The organism is Persicimonas caeni, from assembly GCF_006517175.1.
Lineage (GTDB): Bacteria > Myxococcota_A > Bradymonadia > Bradymonadales > Bradymonadaceae > Persicimonas > Persicimonas caeni.
On sequence record NZ_CP041186.1, the window covers coordinates 7,003,208 to 7,021,327 of the forward strand.

An 18,120-nucleotide genomic window follows, 5' to 3' on the forward strand; every position below is an offset into this window, starting at 1 on the left:
ACCTCGCGCGGTGCTGGGGAGCACTGCGCGGCAAGGCCCAACTCCATGGGTCCAACAACGGGGAGGGAGGTAGCAGATGGAGTCGAGCGAGTTTCATCCGGCCCTGGGATCGCCGCTGGCGATTCCGGCCGACGTACGAGGACTATTTCATTCGGACGGGTTCCGCGGCAAACGCCAGCCGAACCCCGGGGAGTGGTTGGCCCAGCACGAAGAAGGGGGCCAGACGCTTCACGATTTCATCAAGTCAAAGCCCAATCGGCCTAATCCACGGCGCGACGTCATCTACCTGCAGCCTTTTGGCCAATGGTGTGAGGGGCGCTGCCCGTCGCTGAAGGCGCTGGAGCGCTACGCGCGCTCGTTCTTCTTGCGCGACGTGGCCATCTTGCCGTCGATCTCGCTCGAAGAGGTCGCGGTCACCGAGCGGATCAACCCGCACGAGGGCCAGCGTCAGCTCTTGACGACCGACATCTTACGGCTGCTCGCCAGGCGGCTGCCCGACGACGCGTTTTGCCTGTTGGGCATGTCGATGATCGACCTGTATCCGGACCCGAACTGGAATTTCGTGTTCGGCCAAGCCAGCCTGCGCAATCGGGTGGGGGTCTACAGTTTCGCGCGCTATACCGCCGAGGGCGACCCGAGGCTAACACTTCGGCGAAGCATCAAGGTCATGGCCCACGAGATCGGCCACATGTACGGGATGACCCACTGCACCTTCTTCGAGTGCGGGCTCAACGGGTCGAACCATCTCGAAGAGGCCGACCGTCGCCCGATTCATCTGTGCCCGGTGTGTCTGCGAAAGATTCACTGGAGCTCGGACATCGACCCGCTCGAGCGCTACTACCACCTCGACGAGTTCTATCGGAGCATGGGCTATCGAGAACCCGCCGACTTCGTGCGCGAGCGCATCCAGCGGGTTTCAAATTGAGTTCGGGGTTTAGGGATTGAGGGGTTTGGGGGTTTAGGATTGAGGGGTTTGGGGGGCTCGGGGCTGGCCCGAGACCCGTGTGTGTCGGTCAGGGCAGGTCGAATAGTAGGATTTCGCTGTCGGACTGGGCGATGATCTCGACCTCGCGCTCGTCGTCGTCGAGCGCGACGCCGTCGCCCTCCGACAGCGGGGTGTCGTTGACGCGCACGTCGCCGCTGACCACGTGCACAAAGGCGTAGCGCCCCTCCGGGATCGCCCAGTAGGCGTCCTCACCTTCGCCGAAGCGGCCGCGGTAGATATGCACGTCCTGGTGGATGTGCAGCGGTCCGTCCTCACCGCCCGGTGAGACCAGCAGTTGCAGGCCGCCGCGTTGCTCAGACGGCTCGAAATGCTTCTCCTCGAACTCCGGCTCGACATTCTTCGTGTTCGGAGCAATCCAGATCTGCAAAAACCGCGTGTACTCGTCCTCCGACGGGTTGAATTCGCTGTGCTCGACGCCGCTGCCGGCGCTCATGCGCGCGACGGCTCCCGGCTCGAGGGTGGCGCTGTGGCCCCGGTTGTCCTCGTGGGCGAGGGTTCCCGAGAGCACATACGACACACTCTCCATATTTTGGTGGCTGTGGTTATCGATGCCGGCGCCCGGCGAGATGCGGACGTCGTTGACGGCCCTCAGGCAGCGAAAGCCGTGGCCGGTGGGGTCTTCGTAGTCGCCGAAGGAGAACGTGTGCCGGCTGTCGAGCCACGGCCGATAGGTGCGGCCGCGGTCTTCGCCGCTGCGGAGTCTAAACATGGTAACCTCCTCGCGCGGAGTAGGGTGGTTCGGATGAGTGAGCGGCAGGGCGTGCCTTCCGCTCACTCTGAAGTTGGGCGCGAGGAGGCAGAGTGCTACTCGGCAGCGTCAGCCGACATGTGCCGAAGCGCCGCGCCGATCTGCTCGGCCAGCGCCGGGGTGATGTCGATGGCGTTGGTCGGGTGCGGAATCGAGTTGCAGGTGAGCACGCGCTCGGCGCCGCCCTCGATGAGCTTGGCGTGGGCGTCGTCGGCGAACACGCCGTGGATGCCCACGCAAAGAGGGCGCGGCAGGCCAAAGCGGGTCACGCGCTCGATCGTCTCGGCCATCGTGGTGCCCGTCGAGATGATGTCGTCGAGGATCACCGGGTACTTGCCGTCAAAGGCGCTCAGGTCGGTCTCCTCGAGCTCGACGTCGCGATCGCCGTGGCGCGTCTTCTCGAAGATGACGTGCGGGCAACCCACCATGGAGGCGACGGCGCCGACCCACTGCTCGCTCTCGGCGTCGGGGCCGATGAGCACCGGGTCGATGTGCAAATCATCGAGCCATCGCGCCACGAAGGGCGCCGAATGCGCGGCGAATGTGGGGATGCGATACAGCTCGGTGAGCGTGCCGTGGCGGTGCAGGTGCGGGTCGAGCGTGACCAGCCAGTCGAAGTAGCGCGCCACAAACTCGGCAAAGTAGTGGGAAGTGACGCCTTCGCCGGGCTCGAAACGCTCGTCCTGGCGCATGTAGGCCAGATACGGCGCGACCAAGCCCACGCGCGAGGCGCCAAGATCGCGCAGCGTCTCGGCCATGAACATCAGCTGTGACATCTTCAGGTCGGGCCGGCTCAAGTTGGCCACGATCACCGCCTCTCGCCCCTTGCAATCCTCGAGGATGCGCACCCACGACTCTCCGTCGGGAAAACGACGCACGCGCGCCTTTCCGACACGCACGTCGAGCATCTGCGCGAACCGCTCGGCGAAGGCTTGGCTGTCGGGAAGTGCGAAGAAGATCGGCTCCATAATGCATCTCACCAAAAAGTGACGATTCAAAACGCCCGGCATCGCACCGGAGCGCCCGCGCGACGATTGCGCCGCGTGGCGTCGGTGACCGGTCGGTTACTTCATTTACTCGTGTCGTTGTCTACCAACGTAGTCACAGCGCCCGGTCCTCCAATGGGTGCTCGTTTCGGCTCGCCCGTCGGCATCGTTCGTTTATTAACACAGCGTTTTTTGCGCGTTATCGAGTCGTTTTGTTTGTTAAGTGCATGGAAAGGTTTTGGTTTTTGGTGTAAATGTTCGCGTGGCACGAACGCTGCATGAAAAGAGCCTGTGTTCGAAACATGACGAGAATTTAACGCACGCCCCCCCCGGCTGCGATGTGAGCCTATTTCGTGAGGACTGAGATGAAATTGTCGCGTTTATCTGCCTTTGGACTGCTGCTGGTGCTCGTGGCGGGCGCCTTTGCAGGCTGCGCCCAGGATGTGGGCGATATCGACCGCACCCAACCCAATGCTCTGAAAAAGTCGGACTTCGAGGGCGAGTGGTATATCCGACACACGATCACGGACGTGCCCCCGACACTGTCGGGTCCTTTTGTCGGCATCTCTTCGTCGATGGAGAAGATCCGCTGGGAGGTCCAACAGGACGTCCTGATCGCCTACCGCGCCTACGAGCGCATCCCCGGGCACGACCAGGATGCCGGTGAGATCGAAGACGGGCAGACTCAGTACGCCGACGGCGTCGAAGAGGGGCGTGACTCGGACGTCTACAAAGAGCAGCCCATCGCGATGTATCCCATCGTGAGCCACTTCGACATCCAGCGACAGTACAACCCGTCGACCGGCGAGCAGACGAACGTCATTGTCGAGAACATGAGCGACCGCCCGTGGCACGAGCGCCAGTACATGCGCGTCAACTGGGCGACGAACTTCATCGACACCAGTTTCCCGGCGATGTTGGGAAGCTTTTCGAACGCCGGGTTCTACGTCGAAGAAAACGAAGACACGGTCGAGAGCTACTACACCGAGCACGCTCAACTCGACGACGATGAAGACCATGAGTTGTCGTATTTCGATTTCCTGACGAAGTACCAGTTCGGCGAAAACCAAGTCGAGATTCGCAGCAGCTTCCAGCGCCTGCCCGAGTACGAGCGCGACTACCAGCCGGCGTTCTACGACGACGAGATGATGACCAAATTCGGGTATTTCCGCACCGAGCGGCTCACCTACGACCGCGGCTACGGCTACACCGACAGCGGCATCATCTACCTGGCGAACCGCCACGACATGTGGAAGAACGACTACAAGCGCGACCAAAACGGCGAGTACCTGCGCACCGAAGAGGGCCGGCGCATCCCCACGCCGATGGCCGAGCGCGAGCCCAAGCCCATCGTCTACTACCTGTCGCCGAACTACCCCGAGCGCATGCGCCCCGGCGCCGAAGCCGTCGCCGGCGACTGGGACCGCGCGTTTAGCCGCGCGGCCGCCGCCGCCAAGGGCATGAGCCTCGAAGATTTCACCGCCCAGTACGGCGAGATGTTCGTGCTGTGTGAGCCGGTGGTCGAAGAGGCCGACTCCGACCTGTGCGACCCGCGCCCCGAAGCCGCGCGCTACGACAAAAAGGGCAACTACGTGCCCTTCGAGGTTCGCCGCGGCGACCTTCGCCTGAGCACCATCGACTGGGTCCACCAGCCGCAGGCCGCAGGCCCGCTTGGTTACGGCCCGAGCTACGCCGACCCGGAGACCGGTGAGATCATCAGCGGTACGGCCTACGTCTACGGCGCCGGTGTCGACCGCTACGCCCAGCGTGGCCTCGACATCGTGCGCTTCGTCAACGGCGACCTCGACCTGGATGACCTGCACGAAGGCAACTACGTGCGTGAGTACGTCATGAGCCAGATCGACCGCGGCATCGACCCGCGCGCCTCGCACGCCGGTCTGGTCGACCGAGGCTTGGCCGACCTTCCCGTCGAGCAGGTCCACGAGCGGCTCCTCGACGAGCGCGTGCGCAACATCTTCGCCGATGTCCACGAGCACGGCATGGACCACATGAAGGTCGATCCGACCTACACCCAGCGTCGCATCCAGAAGATGAAGGACGCCGGCCTCGACCAGTGGCTCATCGACGACGAGTACGTGCGCGCCGTGGCCGGCGACGACGTCAGCCCCGCCGATCTGAGCGACGCCGACATCCAGGACATCCTGGCCAAGCAGAACCCGGTCGAGCTGCACAAGATCCACGAGGACAAGGTCTCCAAGATCGACCACGCCGCGAAGCACAACATCTACCTCGAGGAGTTCGTCGACCCGGCCGTCATCGGCACCGCGCTGCGCTACGAGGGCCGCACCGACTACGAGAATATCTTGGACGAGATCCGCAACGAGATTTACCGGGGCGTCATGGCCCACGAGGTCGGCCACACCATCGGCCTGCGCCACAACTTCCAGGGCTCGTACGACTCGGTGAACTTCTTCGACGAGTACTGGGAGATGCGCAAAGAGAACTTCCAGCTGCCCACCACGCTGTCAGATATGTACGAAGTCAGCGCCACCACGGCCCTGCAGGCCAACGGCGACATCGGCACGAAGATGTACAGCTCGATCATGGACTACCACTCGCGGTTCAACGGCGACTGGAACGGCATCGGCAAGTACGACGAAGCCGCCATTTTGTTCGCCTACACCTTCGGCACCTACGACGACCTGCCGTCGTCGCACGCCGGCTCGATTCCGGTCGAAGAGGGCTTCGTCGAGGTCTTCAACAACCTGCCGAGCAGCGTGTACCTGCCGCAGTACGACCAAAACGTCGACCCCTCGGGGCTGTTCCACTCGTACGATGACCGCTATGCGTCGAGCCAGCACCCGCTGGAGGACTTCCACTACACCACGGTGCTCGAGCTTCTGGGGGGCCCGGACAACCTGACCGACCGCAGCTTGGTGCGCTACAGCGAGCTTCGCCAGCAGCAAGAGGCGGGCGACTCGAGCCGCCCCGTCGAGGTCCAGTACATGTTCTGCTCCGACGAATGGGTCGGCGCGACCATCAGCTGCGACCGCTGGGACCTGGGCGCCGACCCCTTCGAGGTCACCCGTTCGGCCATCCAGAACTACAAGGCGTACTACCCGTTCACTCACTTCCGCCGCGATCGCTTGACCTTCAACTCGCTGTCGGGCGCCGCGTCGGCCGCGCGCAGCTTCAACAAGATGCCACAGGTCTACCAGCGCTGGTTCTTCAACCAGTACTACGGCAGCGACCCCATCCTGAGTAACTACTTCCTGTTTGGCGCTTACTCGGGCTTTAACCTGCTCGCCGAGGTCCTGTCGATGCCCGCTTACGGCGGCTACGAGTTCGACGAGGCGGCCGACGAGTACATCCAGATCGACCGCGACCCGAACTGCCAGGAGGGCGGCGACGTCGACATGTGCGTGCGCCCCGGAAACGGCCGTACCCTGTACTCGCGCTACGACTACGGCAGCGGCTACTACTACTACAGCCGCACCACCGAGAGCGGGCACTACTGGGATACGATCTTCGCCATGCAGGCGATGACCCAGTCGCGCGCCACCGCGCTCGGCGTCGACGTGCAGGGCGACATGGGCACCTACCTGCTGCCGTACTACCTGGTTTTCGAAGGTAACCTCACCGAGTACTTCAACGGTCTGATCCGCGGCGACACCACGGGCTTCGCGCCGCTCTACAGCAAGGCCGACGGCCTGCGCTTCCGCCCGGCCGCGCTGCTGGGCCTGCAGGGCGGCGGCGCCCTCGACCCGCTCACCGGCGAGGTGCTCAACTCCACGGGCGCCACCAGCGCCGAGAGCCCGGTGCAGGTGCGCACCGCCTGGGCCCAGCGCATCTACTCGCTGCTGTACGGCGTGGCCTTCTTCAACTCGAGCTACTCGCAGCACTTCGTCGACCAGGCGCGCATCTTCAAGCTTGGCAACGGCGAGCAACTCGAGGCACCCGCAGGAAGCGGCTTCGAGGTCATCACGTTCACCGACCCGCACACCGGCATCACCTACGGCGCGATCGCCGAAGAGGGCGCCGCCGACGAGGACCTGAGCCTCGCCGGCAAGCTCATCCGTGAAGGCCAGGGCCACTTGGCCGACATGGACGCGGGCGACGACAACGCCGAGTACCGCCTCAACAACCTCATCGAGGAGATGAACCGCGTGATCGGCGCGGTGGAAGTCCTCGGGCAGGAGAGGTTTTAGGCGCGGGGTTTAGGAGTTTAGGAGTGTAGGGGGTTTGGGGTTTCGGTGGGGCTCGTGGTGCGCCTTGCCGGGACCCCGAAACTCAAATGCTCGAATCTTGAAAAAATCACTTCACACGTCTTCGAACCTGTGGCATAGTCCCGATTCCCGATGGCGAATCGGGTTACATATTCCGGCATAGCTCAGTTGGTAGAGCGGGTGACTGTTAATCACTAGGTCCTTGGTTCGAGTCCAAGTGCCGGAGCTAGGAAACATGCGGGTCTGAGCCATTTTGGTTCAGGCCCGTTTTTCGTTGAGTGACCATATAGTGACCAGTTCACACTAATCGATTGGGTTGTGAGATGCCTCCCAAGAAGAAGCAGCACTGGGTTCCACAGTTCTACCTTCGGCAGTTCTCGGCCGACTCAAAGTCGGTTTCTCTCGCGCTAGTGGACCAAGAGCGGTTCATCCCTACGGCAAGCATTCCCGGTCAGTGCTACCAAGATTACTTCTACGGCAAGACGTGTGAGGTCGAGGACCGGCTTCACGAGATCGAGACAGAAATCGCTCCGCTGATTCACGAGATCTGTAGCACCCGAAGATTACCCTCGCGCGGCTCCAACGATGATGCTTTGTTGCGAAGGTATATGTGGGTACAGCATGGGCGTACACTCGAAGCAGCCGAGAATACGGAGGCCATGCAGGAGCAAACCGTAGAGGAGGTGAGTCGTTTTGGGGAGATCAGGGGCCCGTTGGCGGAACAACTGCAGCCTTCGACAGATAATCCCGTACTGTACCCGCTGAGTGCTAGCCTTAAAAACTACGTCTATCTCTTGGACCTTGATGCGGCTTTGATTGCCAACGCAACGGAATCGGAGTTCATGACGAGTGATCAGCCGGTAGTGAGATACAACAAGTACTGCGAGGCGCCACATAGCGCAGGTCGTGGGTTGATTAGAAAGGGACTCATGGTCTTTTTTCCGTTGACGCCTCGCCTCACGCTTTTCCTGTTCGATAGCGAAATCTATAAGGTCGAACGGTCCGATGGTGCTCGCATAACGCTTCGAAAGTCTGGAGATCTCCGACAACTGAATCGCCTCCAGTGGATCAATGCCACCAATGTCGTAATTGTTGGCCCTCAAACGTCGAAGGGCGCAGCTCTTCAATATGCGGAACAGGCCCGGCTCGATCGACCAGTGAAGAGCATGAGTGTTCAAAGCCTGTTTCACGCGGGGAGTGAGAGGTTCATTTCAGAAGACGAGGCAAAGCAACGAGGCTTTGAGCTCCCGCGAAGGCGTCAACTTCTCATGCACTACGACACATTTCCGTCGATTGACCTGGACTTGAGTTTCGTTCGCATGAGGATGAAGGCGCTTCGTGGAGGTAAGCGCATGGAAGAACGTATGCGCGAACGGCGTGCTGCTTGGCTGGAGGCGTAGTCTGACCAACGCCAAGTCGTTCAGACTGCCTTTTGTGACTGCCGTAACCACAATGGCCGCGGGTCGCTTCCTGGTCACTTCGGAAGGAAAGAGGGCTCAAGAAAGTACGACCCCTGAAAAGGGTCGGAGTTTCATTCGCACCCTTGGGGTCTGCGTTTTCCGCACAACCTTCGCCAACTGTGTCGATGGCCTCCACAGTTGATCAGGCTGGCACGGCGTCGGCCTGGTCGCTCCACTGGCCAGCGAACGGGAATCACATTCCCCGACGAAGCCCATTTCATGCGGGTGATCGCGTTGTTGCGCGATTGAAAATGGTAGGTTGCTGGGGCTTAGAGGCGTAGGCATTGCCGGTTCGGGGCGATGCCCCGGCGCCTTCGCGCCTGCCCCCCTGCGCGCAGCGCTAGGGGGCGAATAGTTGCCTTAGCAAGAGTGGCCGGTGGGCGAAGGGTCGACCTGCGGAGGTGGTCGGTGGGCGAAGGATCGAGAACCGACGCGTGTCTGAAGGGCAACGATTCACTCCCCACGGCCGCTGTTCAGGCCGGAGGGGTTGAGGTGACGGACCTGTAGGGCGTTGCTGTCTGGCGAACGCTAATCGTCAGCCAACGAGGACCACATTCCCCGACGAACCCCAAGCGCCGCGTCCGACACCCTGAAAACTACTCCGCGCGCTCGTTCTCGGCGTCCGAATTCATAATTGCCTTGCCGTTATCGTAGATATAGGTCGCGCGTTTGTTGCAACCCTTGGCGCCGTAGGTCAGCGTGCCCAACTCTATGACCTCGATCTGGTCTTTGGGGCAGTCGAAATCGAACGTCGCCCGGTCTTTGACGGCTTGGGAAGGGGAGACGCATGCGCTCGACACGCAGAAGGACAAGGCGGCGAGGGCCAGCACCATGGTTTTTTGCATCGTGTTACCTCGAACAGGTTGTGGGTCGTACGCGGTGACTCTATCAATCGGTCGTCGAGTTGGCGAGTCGGGCCCGGGAGCCGGCTGACCGGCCGGGGGCGTTTGTGATATGTGTTTGGCAGCGTTTCAAACTGCTGTCCCAATCGACTTGGAGCCGCGAGATGCCCAAAGACTTCGATGCCGTGTTTGCCGAGTTGCGCCCGCTGGTCGCCCGCTATGCCGACGAGGGCGTGGTGAAGTCCGACGAGGCCGATGACTACACCTTGCTCGGGCCCGAGCCCGACGAGAAGGGCCGCGACGTGTGGGTCGGGTCGGTCCAGATCAAAAAGAACTACGTCAGCTTCCACCTGATGCCCGTCTACCGGTTCCCCGAGTTGCTCGACGATATCAGCCCCGCGCTCGAGAAGCGCATGCAGGGCAAGTCGTGCTTTAACTTCAAAGAGGTCGACGAGGAACTCTTCGCCGAGCTCGACGGGCTCGTCGAGCGCTGCGTGGACAAGTACCGCGCCGAGGGGTTGTTCTAGGATGATGGAAGTAGGGATCTTTTTTGGCGTCTTGCTCGCGATCGTCGGCTCAATCGCGGCGACGAAGCACATCCAGTCCAGCACCTGGCAGAAGGTGGCCCAGAAGCTCGGCCTCGGCTTCGAGGACTCGACCTGGTTTGGCCACCCGAAGCTTTACGGGAAGTTTCGCGACACCGACGTCGACGTGACCATCGAGGTCGTCGGAAGTGGCAAGAGCAAACAGATCTATACGGTCGTCGAGGCGCCGCTGAGCGGTCTGGCGCCGTACGGGCTGAAAGTCTACCAGGAGGGGATGTGGGAGAAGATGGAGAAGCTCATCGGCGGTGATGATATCCAAGTCGGCGATCCCGAGCTCGACAAGGCTTTTATCATTCAGGGAAACGACGCCGAGAAGATCTCCGAGGTGTTGACCGCGCCGAGCGTCAAACGCTCGTTGATTGTCGGGCAGCGGCGCCACCGCACGTTGCGCATCGATTTTCCGCGCGTGCGTCTTCGCCAAGGCGGTCGGACGCTGAGTGTCAGCAAGCTCGAGAGCTATATTCGCACCGTGGTCGACCTCGCCGTGTGCATCAACGAGGCGAGTGGGGCGCGTCCGGTCGAGCAGTCGAAAAAAGACGCGCTCGAGCCGTCTATCCATCACCCGGAGCCGCCAGATTCTTCCGGGCCGCCAGCTCGTTTTGGGCCGCCGGCAGCCGGGGAGCCCGAGCCAGCTTCATCCCAAACCGGCTCCTCCGAGCCAGTGGGTGCCGCCGAGCAGGATGACGCAAACGACTGGTGGTAATCGGTGTCACCCTACTAGTCAGTCCGATTCACCGAGTAGGGCGTTAAGCTCGGTCAGGTCGGCCGGCTTGGTCATATGATGATCGAAGCCGGCTTTGGCGGCGTCTTCGAGGTTTCCAGGGCTGCCGTAGCCTGTCAGGGCAATGAGGACGACTCCGTCCCAACGGCTGTCGGCCCGAAGCTCGCGGGCGATATCGTAGCCGCTCTTCTCTCCGGGAAGCCCAATATCACATACGATCGCGTCGGGGGCGAAGCCGGCGTCGAGCAACTCGAAGAGCGTGTCGGCGCGGCCGGCGGTCTCGACCTGGTGGCCATGGAGCTTCAATGCTTCGGCGAGCAGCGTGCGGGCGTCCTCGTTGTCCTCGACCAGGGCGATAGAGTGACCTTGCTGGGTCGAAGCGGAAGGGCTGTCTTCGTGCGGCTTGCTGTCGGCGTCGAGAGCGCTCGCGGCAGGCAGACGCACCGTAAAACGGGCTCCACGTCCGTTGTTCTGGGCGCTGAGTTCACCGTGGTGCAGCTCGACGAGCCCCTTGGCAAGCGACAACCCGAGACCCAACCCACCTTGTTCGCGACTCAGCGATTGCTCGCCTTGAATAAACGGCTCGAAGAGGGTGTCGGCCACGGCGCTCTCGATGCCGTCACCTTCGTCCTGCACCGAAATGACGTAGCTGTCATCGACGCGCTCGGCGCGCAGCTCGATCGTCGCGCCCCGGGGGGAGTGATCGATGGCATTAGAGAGCAAGTTGTCGAAGACCTGAACCAGGCGAACGCGATCGCCATCGACGGGCATCGGCTCCTGGCTCGAGCGCACATCGATCGTCAGGCGGCGCTCGTCGAGGCCGGTGTGTCGCTCGACGACCTCGTCGATGACGGCGGCCAAGTCGAGGGGCGCGGTGTCGATGTCGAGCTTCTGGCGGGCGAGTCTGGAGTTGTCGAGCAGGCGGTCGACGATGCTCGACATGTGGGCGGTCTGCCGGTCGAGGACCTCGCGGGTACGCTCGACCACGGCGTTCGCCGAGTCGATCTTTTGTTGGAGCTCCACCGCGCTTCGGATGGCTGCCAGCGGGTTGCGCAATTCGTGGCCGAGCATGGCCAAAAACTGGTCCTTTTGCCGGCTGGCTCGTTGCAGCTCAGCGGCTGCTTGCTCGAGCTCGTGCTTGTGGCGACGACGCTCGCTGATGTCGTGGAACACGCAGCTGATCTGGTCGACGCAGCCGTCTTCGGTACTCGACAACGGCACGTAGCTGCACTCCCATACAAGGCTGTCCTCCGAGGGGCCCGTTGCGACGACTTCGGCGTCCATGATGGGATCGCCGTGGGCACGCACCTTCTGGAGGCTTTCGAGCACTTGGGCGCACAACTCCGGCGGCAACGCCTCGTCGAGGGGGATGCCTTCGCACTCGTCGGGGCTACAATCGGCGGCCTGGGCGAGTCGATGGTTGATCTTGAGGACGCGCGAGTCGCGATCGACGACGGCCAAGCCCACCGGTGCGGTGCGATAGATCGTATCGATCTCTCCGAGGCGCTGGCGTGATTGCTTTTCGCTTCGGCGCAGTTGCTCCTCGGCGAGCGCTCGTTCGCCGGCGACCGACAAGATGCCGGCGACGGAGCTGAGGAACTCGATCTTGTCGGCCGAGAAATCGCGCTTCTGAGTGGTAAACGCACACAAGACGCCCGGCGGCTCGCTGGTGCCCGAGACGGTCACTCCAATGGCACCCACGACGTTGAGGCCGGCGAGGCGCTCGTCGAGATTGAAGCGAAGGTCGTCGGCCAAGTTCTCGACGGCGACGGCGCGCGGCGCTCGCGAGGCGTAGGCCAAAAAGGAGTCGCGCTGCATGCCGACGTCCAGTTGGCCGACGGCGCCGTCGCCAAAACCGCGGCCGTGTTGGAGGACCATGCGATCGTCGTCGAGCGGTCGAAAGATCCCGCAAAACTCGACGTTTAGGGTCCTTCTCAGCGCGCGCACGGCACTCTCAGCCAAGGTGTCGACGGAGTTGAGAGTGAGCGCCTGCCAGCTCAATTGGGCGATGAGCTCTTGTTGGGTCTCGCGCTCGCGCAGGGTTTGCTGGGCGTTATGAAGCTTGGTGATGTCGTTGAACGCCACGACCACGCCCTGAATGCGGTTGTCCTGGGTGCGGTAGGGGAGCACGTGGCGAAGAAAATGGGAGCCGTCTTCGGCCTCGATGTGGCGCTCCTGGGGGGAGAGCTGGTCGAGGACGTGCTCGGCGTCGTCGGGCAGATCGAAGCCGAGCAATTCTCGCTTCAGATCGCGTACGCTCTGGCCGTCGTGGCTGCGATTGATATCGAGCAGTTTGGCCGCCGCAGGGGTGAACCGGCGGATGCACAGATCCTCGTCCAAGAAGACCGTCGCCAGCTTGGTGCTGGCCATGAAGTTCGACAGATCCTCGTTGGCTCGCTGGAGCTCGTCGATCTTGTCTTGGAGCTGGTCGTTGATGGTCACCAGCTCTTCATTCATCGAGCGAAGCTCTTCGCTGGTCGCCTCGAGCTCCTCGTTGGTCGACTGCAGCTCCTCGTTCATCGACAGCGCTTCTTCGTGCGACGAACGTAGCTGCTCGTTGGAGGTTTCGAGCTCCTCGACGGTGGTGCGGAGCGCCTCGCGGGTCGATTCGAGCTCACGTTCGAGTTCTCGCGAGACGCTATCGTCATCGGAGCCCACCGCGTTTGCTGTGCTGTCATCGCGAGACGAAAACGCGAGCAGCACGCTGCCTTTGGAGATGTCCTCGGTGTCCGGCGCCGGTTGGACGCGCACATCGACAAGCCCTTGGGTCGCCGAGGAGATGGTCTCGAGCTCGACGCAGGTATCCTCGCGGCGCGCCTTGTAAATCGCTGCCATGACGCGTGTGCGAAGCTCCTCGTCGAGCATTTTGCTGATATGCAAGTCGGGCTCGCCGGCGGGCAGCTTCAGAAAGGCGTTGATCTCGCCGTGGGTGTAGATGACGTGGCCGGCTTCAGAGACGACGAGCGAGGGCGGCACAAAGGCGTCGAGGAGTGCGTGCTGAGAGGCGTCGGCGACCGTTTTTCGACGCGAGGTGTCGCGGTCGGTCGAAAAGTCCATCTGGGTCGGCTTGTTAGGCTCCCTCGACAGCCGTTGGGCAAACGACGACCACTTTCGAGGGTCGGCGGGCATGCGATTCTTGCCGTAGATACGCCACTGCGAAGAAATCGTCTCGAAGGCCTCCTTTTCGACGCTGAGCGCGTCGGCGGTGCCCAAAAAGAGATGGCCGTCGTGGCGCAGCGCGAAGTGAAAGTCGCGCTGAATCTTCTGTTGGACTTCTGGCTGCAGGTAAATCAGCACGTTGCGACAACTGATGAGGTCCATGCGCGAAAACGGTGGGTCGCGCGTCAGGTCGTGGTGGGCAAAGGAGATGCAATCGCGCAGCCCTTGGCGCACCTGCATCAGGTTCTCGTCGACCGATTCGAAGTACTTGACCCGCTGGCCCTCGCTCAGGTTCTGCAGCAGCGAGCGAGGGTAGATGCCGCGTCGCGCATGCGCGACGGCATTGTCATTGGGGTCGGTCGCAAAGATCTGCAGGTCGATGTCGCGGTTGAGCCCGTCGGCGGCGTCGAGCACCAGCATCGCCAGGCTATAAGCCTCTTCACCGGTCGAGCAGCCGGCCGACCAAAATCGGATGGGCCGCTGTTGCTGGGCAGCGCGTTTGACCAAGTCGGTGACGACCTCGGCTTGGAGCGCTTTGAAAGCATCCGGGTCGCGGAAAAACTCGGTCACGCCGATGAGGATGTCGGAGACCAACGCCTTGCGCTCTTCACGGTTGTCGCGCACCAGGTCCAGGTAAGCCTGCAAACTGTCCATGCCCGCCATGCCCATACGGCGCCCAAGGCGTCTTTTGACCGTGCCTCCCTTGTACTTGTTGAGGTCGAACGACTCGCGTGACTTGAGGAGCGCGCGCAGGCGCTGGAAGGTCGCGTCGGCTCCCCCATCCTCGGAGGGGCGAGGTCCAGGCCCGTCGGCTTGCTTGTGAGCCATGGCCTGCAGTTCGCCACGCTCGGCATAGGAGTGCCGGGCGTACCGCTCGATGATGTCGGGCATTTGCGAGGTCGACACGATAAAGTCGGCCACCCCGGAGCGCGCAGCGCTTCCGGGCATGCCGCGATGGGTGGCCTCATCTTCGCTCTGCACCAGCGTCAGCCCACCGGCGGCGTGTACCTTGCGAAGCCCCAGAGTCCCGTCGTTTCCCGCTCCCGACAGCACCACGGCCACCGCTCGTTGCTCCGCTTCGTCGGCCAGGCTGCAAAAGAAGTGGTCGACGGCGCGACGCTTCGGCTGAGGACGCCGATCTTGAAGTACGAGGCGTCCGGCGGCGTACTCGACCAGCTTGTTCGACGGAATCGTGTAGACATGGTTGGGCTGCGGGGCGACGCCGTGCTCGATGCGAGACACGGGCATCTCGGTGTGGCGCTGCAGGATGTCTGGGATACGGCTCTCGCGCGATGGATCGAGGTGCTGGACGACCACAAAGGCCAACCCCGTGTCGGGGGAGACGTTGGAAAAGAAGGTCTTGAACTCGTTGAGCCCGCCCGCCGACGCTCCCAATCCAACGATAAGTTTGGGTTGTTGCATGGTTATACCTGCTCTCTATCCCCGCGTCGGCCAAAACTCGCATGAGTTCGACTCGCGTTCGCTGAACTCAGCTACCGTCCGAGTCAACTCTGTTTGTAGCTGCGCTTTCCGTGGGCCTTACCGTAGGTGAAATGAGCCCAAAAGGAAATGAGGGGTCATCTTCCGGCGAGACGCTTGTGCGCCTCGATGATGACGAATACCAGGGCGCCCACTCCGAGGGTGATTGCCAGTTCCCCGAGTGACAGCGGGACCACGCCGAAGAAGTCGTCGAGAAAGGGAAGGTAAATGGCACCGAGTTGGAGCAGAAAGGTCAAGACGACCATCCATCCAAGGGTCGGGTTCGACCGAAAATCGAGGGCGGACGTCGAGTCGTCGCCCGAGCGCGCGGCCAGCGCCTGGCCGATCTGAGCAAAGGCGATCGTGGTAAAGATCATCGTCTGCCAGGTGCGATCTTCGGGGCCTTCGGCCACAAAGGCCGCATAGCCGGTGCCCAGGGCGACCACGCCGATCAAGAGTCCGATCCATGCAATGCGGCGCCGCAATTCGGCGTCCAAGAACGGTCGTTGGGGGTCGCGCGGCGCGCGCTGCATGGTCTCTTCGTCGGCCGGCTCGAGCCCCAGACCAATGCCCAGCAGCCCGTCGGTGAGGAGGTTGAGCCACAAGAGCTGCAGCGGCTGCAAAGCCAGCGTGATGCCCAGCAGGGGGGCGAACAGCATCACGAAGACTTTGCCCACATTGCCCGCCAGGGAGAACTTCACGAAGCGGCGGATATTCTCGAAGATCGCGCGACCCTCTTCGACGGCGGTGACGATGGTGGCGAAGTTGTCGTCCAACAAGACCATCTGGGCCGCCTCCTTGGAGACGTCGGTGCCGGCGATCCCCATGGCCACACCGATATTGGCCTTTTTGAGCGCAGGTGAGTCGTTGACTCCATCGCCGGTCATCGCCACGACCTCGCCGCGCTTCTGCAAGGCTTCGACGATGCGAAGCTTGTGTTCGGGGGTCACCCGGGCATAGACCGACACTTCCCCGACGGTCTCCTCGAATTTGGCTTCGTCCATGCGCTCGAGGTCGGCGCCGGTCGCCACTCGGCCGTCGCTGCTGATTCCCAACTCCTCGGCGATGAATCGAGCGGTCAGGGGGTGGTCCCCGGTGATCATCAGCGGACGGATGCCCGCCGTCTTGCAGACTTGGATAGCCCGTTCGACCTCCGGGCGGGGCGGGTCGATCATGCCGGTCAAGCCAACGAAGGTCAGTCCCTCCTCGAGGGATTCATCAGGCGCCTCCGGGGCGGTGTCGAGCGCACGAAGAGCGACGCCGAGGACGCGCACACCGTTTGCGGCCATGTCGTCGTTGGCCCGAATGATGCGGTCTCGCCACGTGTCGTCCATGGGCTCGGGATGGTCGTCGAGCCATACGTGCGAGCAGATATCGAGCAGCCCGTCGACCGAGCCTTTGGTGAAGGCGATATAGGAGGTTTCGGCGGCTCGGATGGATGCGAGGACCGACGGAAGCTTCGAGCGGTCGTCGGGCAACTCGTGCACCGTGGTCATGCGCTTGCGCTCGGAGTCGAACGGGAGCTCGGCGGCTCGTGGCAGCCACTCTTCGAGGGCGGACTTGTCGAGGCCGGCTTGCAGCGCGGCGACCAGCAGCGCCCCTTCAGTGGGATCGCCCACGGGCACGTGGTCGCCCGTCTCCGAGTCGGCTTCGAGCGAGGCGTCGTTACACAGCGCGCCGGCGGCGAGTACCAACCCGACCGACGGCGGTTGGTTGTCCCACATGCTGGCCCGCTCGTGTTGCGCCGAAAGCGACGGAGCTGGAGGGCCTCCCGTGCCGGACAACTCCAGGAAGTGGCCGGCGACGTCGATGACCGTCACCGTCATGCGGTTTTGGGTCAACGTGCCCGTCTTGTCCGAGCAGATCGTGGTGACTGCTCCCAGGGTTTCGACGGCAGGGAGCTTTCGAATCAAAGCACGCCGGCGAAGCATGCGCTGGGCGCCCAGCGCCAGAGTCACGGTGACCACGGCCGGCAAGCCCTCGGGCACGACCGCCACGGCCATGCTCACCGCGGCGAGCACCATGTCGGTGAAGGCTTCCCCGGCGAGTACACCCACGCCCAGGAGCAGCAAGGCGACCGCGACGCCGAAGGCGCCCAGTTGTTTGCCCACGCGGTCGAGTTGTCGCTGCAGGGGCGTCTCGTCGCGGGGGACGCTTTGGATCAGCTCGGCGATGCGGCCGAGCTCGGTGGAATTGCCCGTGCCGACGACGACGCCTGCGCCGCGCCCGTAGGTCACAAAGGTGCCCATGTAGGCCATGTTGCGCCGCTCGGCGAGGGCCAACTCGGGTTGCGAGCGCGCCGCCGGGTCCTTCTCTACCGGCTCGGATTCGCCGGTCAGCGCCGCCTCTTGGATGCGTAGGTTGGCCGCTTCGATGAGCCGCAAGTCGGCGGGAACGCTGCTGCCGGCCTCGAGCATCACGATATCGCCGGGCACCAAATCGCGCGCCGAGATCTCGACGGTGCTTCCCCCTCGGCGCACGCGCACCACGGGCATGGCCAACTGCTTGAGCGCGGCCATTGCACGCTCGGCGCGGTATTCTTGGAAGAACCCCAGGATTCCGAACAGCACGACGATGGCCGAAATGGCGATTGTCTCGAGCGGCTTACCCAAAAAGGCCGACAGCACCGCCGCCGCGATCAGGATGAGCACCATCACGCTGGTGAATTGCTCCCAGAGGATGGTCAAGGGATGGGTGCCGGCGCGCTCTTCGAGTTCGTTGGGTCCACACTCGGCCAGGCGCTGCGAGGCTTCAGACGCCTCGAGGCCGTGCTCGGCGTCGGTTTCGAGGGCCGCCAAGACGTCCGTAGGAGAGATGGACCACGGTTTAGGGGGCGGCGCGGGGGCGCTCATAAGCGGCGTCTCCTCGGTGCACTGATCGGAATCCGGATAGATGCTCGAGACGGAACGCCAATGTAAGCGACACGA

At 62.8% G+C, this 18,120-nt stretch carries 10 protein-coding genes and 1 tRNA gene; 6 read left to right on the plus strand and 5 right to left on the minus strand.

Annotated features, from left to right (window positions below; genetic code table 11):
* Positions 1-76: 76 nt before the first annotated feature.
* Entirely contained in the window at positions 77-925 is an 849-nt protein-coding gene (locus FIV42_RS26060; protein WP_141200525.1) for an archaemetzincin, read from the plus strand.
* A gap of 88 nt (positions 926-1,013) precedes the next feature.
* Here FIV42_RS26060 and FIV42_RS26065 read toward each other — a convergent pair whose 3' ends face one another.
* Both FIV42_RS26065 and FIV42_RS26070 read right to left on the minus strand, forming a co-directional pair.
* Positions 1,014-1,715, minus strand: coding sequence for a pirin family protein (locus FIV42_RS26065; protein WP_141200526.1), 702 nt, complete (start codon positions 1,713-1,715; stop codon positions 1,014-1,016).
* Positions 1,716-1,810: 95 nt separating this feature from the next.
* The gene (locus tag FIV42_RS26070) at positions 1,811-2,722 is read right to left on the minus strand and encodes a ribose-phosphate pyrophosphokinase (protein WP_141200527.1); all 912 of its coding nucleotides are present in this window, start codon (positions 2,720-2,722) and stop codon (positions 1,811-1,813) included.
* A 383-nt stretch (positions 2,723-3,105) separates the two neighbouring features.
* On the opposite strand from FIV42_RS26070, the gene FIV42_RS26075 reads away from it, so the two are divergent.
* The 3 genes from FIV42_RS26075 (at position 3,106) to FIV42_RS26085 (ending at position 8,327) form a co-directional block, all read left to right on the plus strand.
* Positions 3,106-6,909 carry a zinc-dependent metalloprotease gene (locus tag FIV42_RS26075; protein WP_141200528.1) on the plus strand — a complete coding sequence of 1,268 codons (3,804 nt, stop codon included), beginning with the start codon at positions 3,106-3,108 and terminating at the stop codon, positions 6,907-6,909.
* Between the two features lie 171 nt (positions 6,910-7,080).
* Positions 7,081-7,153 (plus strand) — tRNA-Asn (locus FIV42_RS26080).
* Between the two features lie 97 nt (positions 7,154-7,250).
* Positions 7,251-8,327 (plus strand): DUF4238 domain-containing protein, encoded by a 1,077-nt coding sequence (locus tag FIV42_RS26085; RefSeq protein ID WP_141200529.1) that lies wholly within the window; start codon positions 7,251-7,253, stop codon positions 8,325-8,327.
* Positions 8,328-8,983: 656 nt separating this feature from the next.
* On the opposite strand, the gene FIV42_RS26090 is transcribed toward FIV42_RS26085, so the two are convergent.
* Positions 8,984-9,232, minus strand: a complete 249-nt coding sequence (locus tag FIV42_RS26090) for a hypothetical protein (RefSeq protein WP_141200530.1) — start codon at positions 9,230-9,232, stop codon at positions 8,984-8,986.
* 161 nt (positions 9,233-9,393) lie between these two features.
* Here FIV42_RS26090 and FIV42_RS26095 point away from each other — a divergent pair, with 161 nt between their 5' ends.
* Both FIV42_RS26095 and FIV42_RS26100 read left to right on the plus strand, forming a co-directional pair.
* Positions 9,394-9,756, plus strand: a complete 363-nt coding sequence (locus FIV42_RS26095; protein ID WP_141200531.1) for a hypothetical protein — start codon at positions 9,394-9,396, stop codon at positions 9,754-9,756.
* Position 9,757: 1 nt separating this feature from the next.
* Entirely contained in the window at positions 9,758-10,537 is a 780-nt protein-coding gene (locus FIV42_RS26100) for a hypothetical protein (RefSeq protein ID WP_141200532.1), read from the plus strand.
* Between the two features lie 18 nt (positions 10,538-10,555).
* Here FIV42_RS26100 and FIV42_RS26105 read toward each other — a convergent pair whose 3' ends face one another.
* Together FIV42_RS26105 and FIV42_RS26110 are read right to left on the minus strand one after the other, a co-directional pair.
* Positions 10,556-15,136 carry a CheR family methyltransferase gene (locus FIV42_RS26105; protein WP_141200533.1) on the minus strand — a complete coding sequence of 1,527 codons (4,581 nt, stop codon included), beginning with the start codon at positions 15,134-15,136 and terminating at the stop codon, positions 10,556-10,558.
* Positions 15,137-15,291: 155 nt separating this feature from the next.
* Positions 15,292-18,045, minus strand: a complete 2,754-nt coding sequence (locus FIV42_RS26110) for a cation-translocating P-type ATPase (protein WP_141200534.1) — start codon at positions 18,043-18,045, stop codon at positions 15,292-15,294.
* Positions 18,046-18,120 lie beyond the last annotated feature (75 nt).

Bases quoted from the DNA above. Each gene is read 5' to 3' on its own strand.
- FIV42_RS26060 (WP_141200525.1), top strand. From the start codon at position 77: ATGGAGTCGAGCGAGTTTCATCCGGCCCTGGGATCGCCGCTGGCGATT.
- FIV42_RS26065 (WP_141200526.1), bottom strand. From the start codon at position 1,715: ATGTTTAGACTCCGCAGCGGCGAAGACCGCGGCCGCACCTATCGGCCG.
- FIV42_RS26070 (WP_141200527.1), bottom strand. From the start codon at position 2,722: ATGGAGCCGATCTTCTTCGCACTTCCCGACAGCCAAGCCTTCGCCGAG.
- FIV42_RS26075 (WP_141200528.1), top strand. From the start codon at position 3,106: ATGAAATTGTCGCGTTTATCTGCCTTTGGACTGCTGCTGGTGCTCGTG.
- FIV42_RS26085 (WP_141200529.1), top strand. From the start codon at position 7,251: ATGCCTCCCAAGAAGAAGCAGCACTGGGTTCCACAGTTCTACCTTCGG.
- FIV42_RS26090 (WP_141200530.1), bottom strand. From the start codon at position 9,232: ATGCAAAAAACCATGGTGCTGGCCCTCGCCGCCTTGTCCTTCTGCGTG.
- FIV42_RS26095 (WP_141200531.1), top strand. From the start codon at position 9,394: ATGCCCAAAGACTTCGATGCCGTGTTTGCCGAGTTGCGCCCGCTGGTC.
- FIV42_RS26100 (WP_141200532.1), top strand. From the start codon at position 9,758: ATGATGGAAGTAGGGATCTTTTTTGGCGTCTTGCTCGCGATCGTCGGC.
- FIV42_RS26105 (WP_141200533.1), bottom strand. From the start codon at position 15,136: ATGCAACAACCCAAACTTATCGTTGGATTGGGAGCGTCGGCGGGCGGG.
- FIV42_RS26110 (WP_141200534.1), bottom strand. From the start codon at position 18,045: ATGAGCGCCCCCGCGCCGCCCCCTAAACCGTGGTCCATCTCTCCTACG.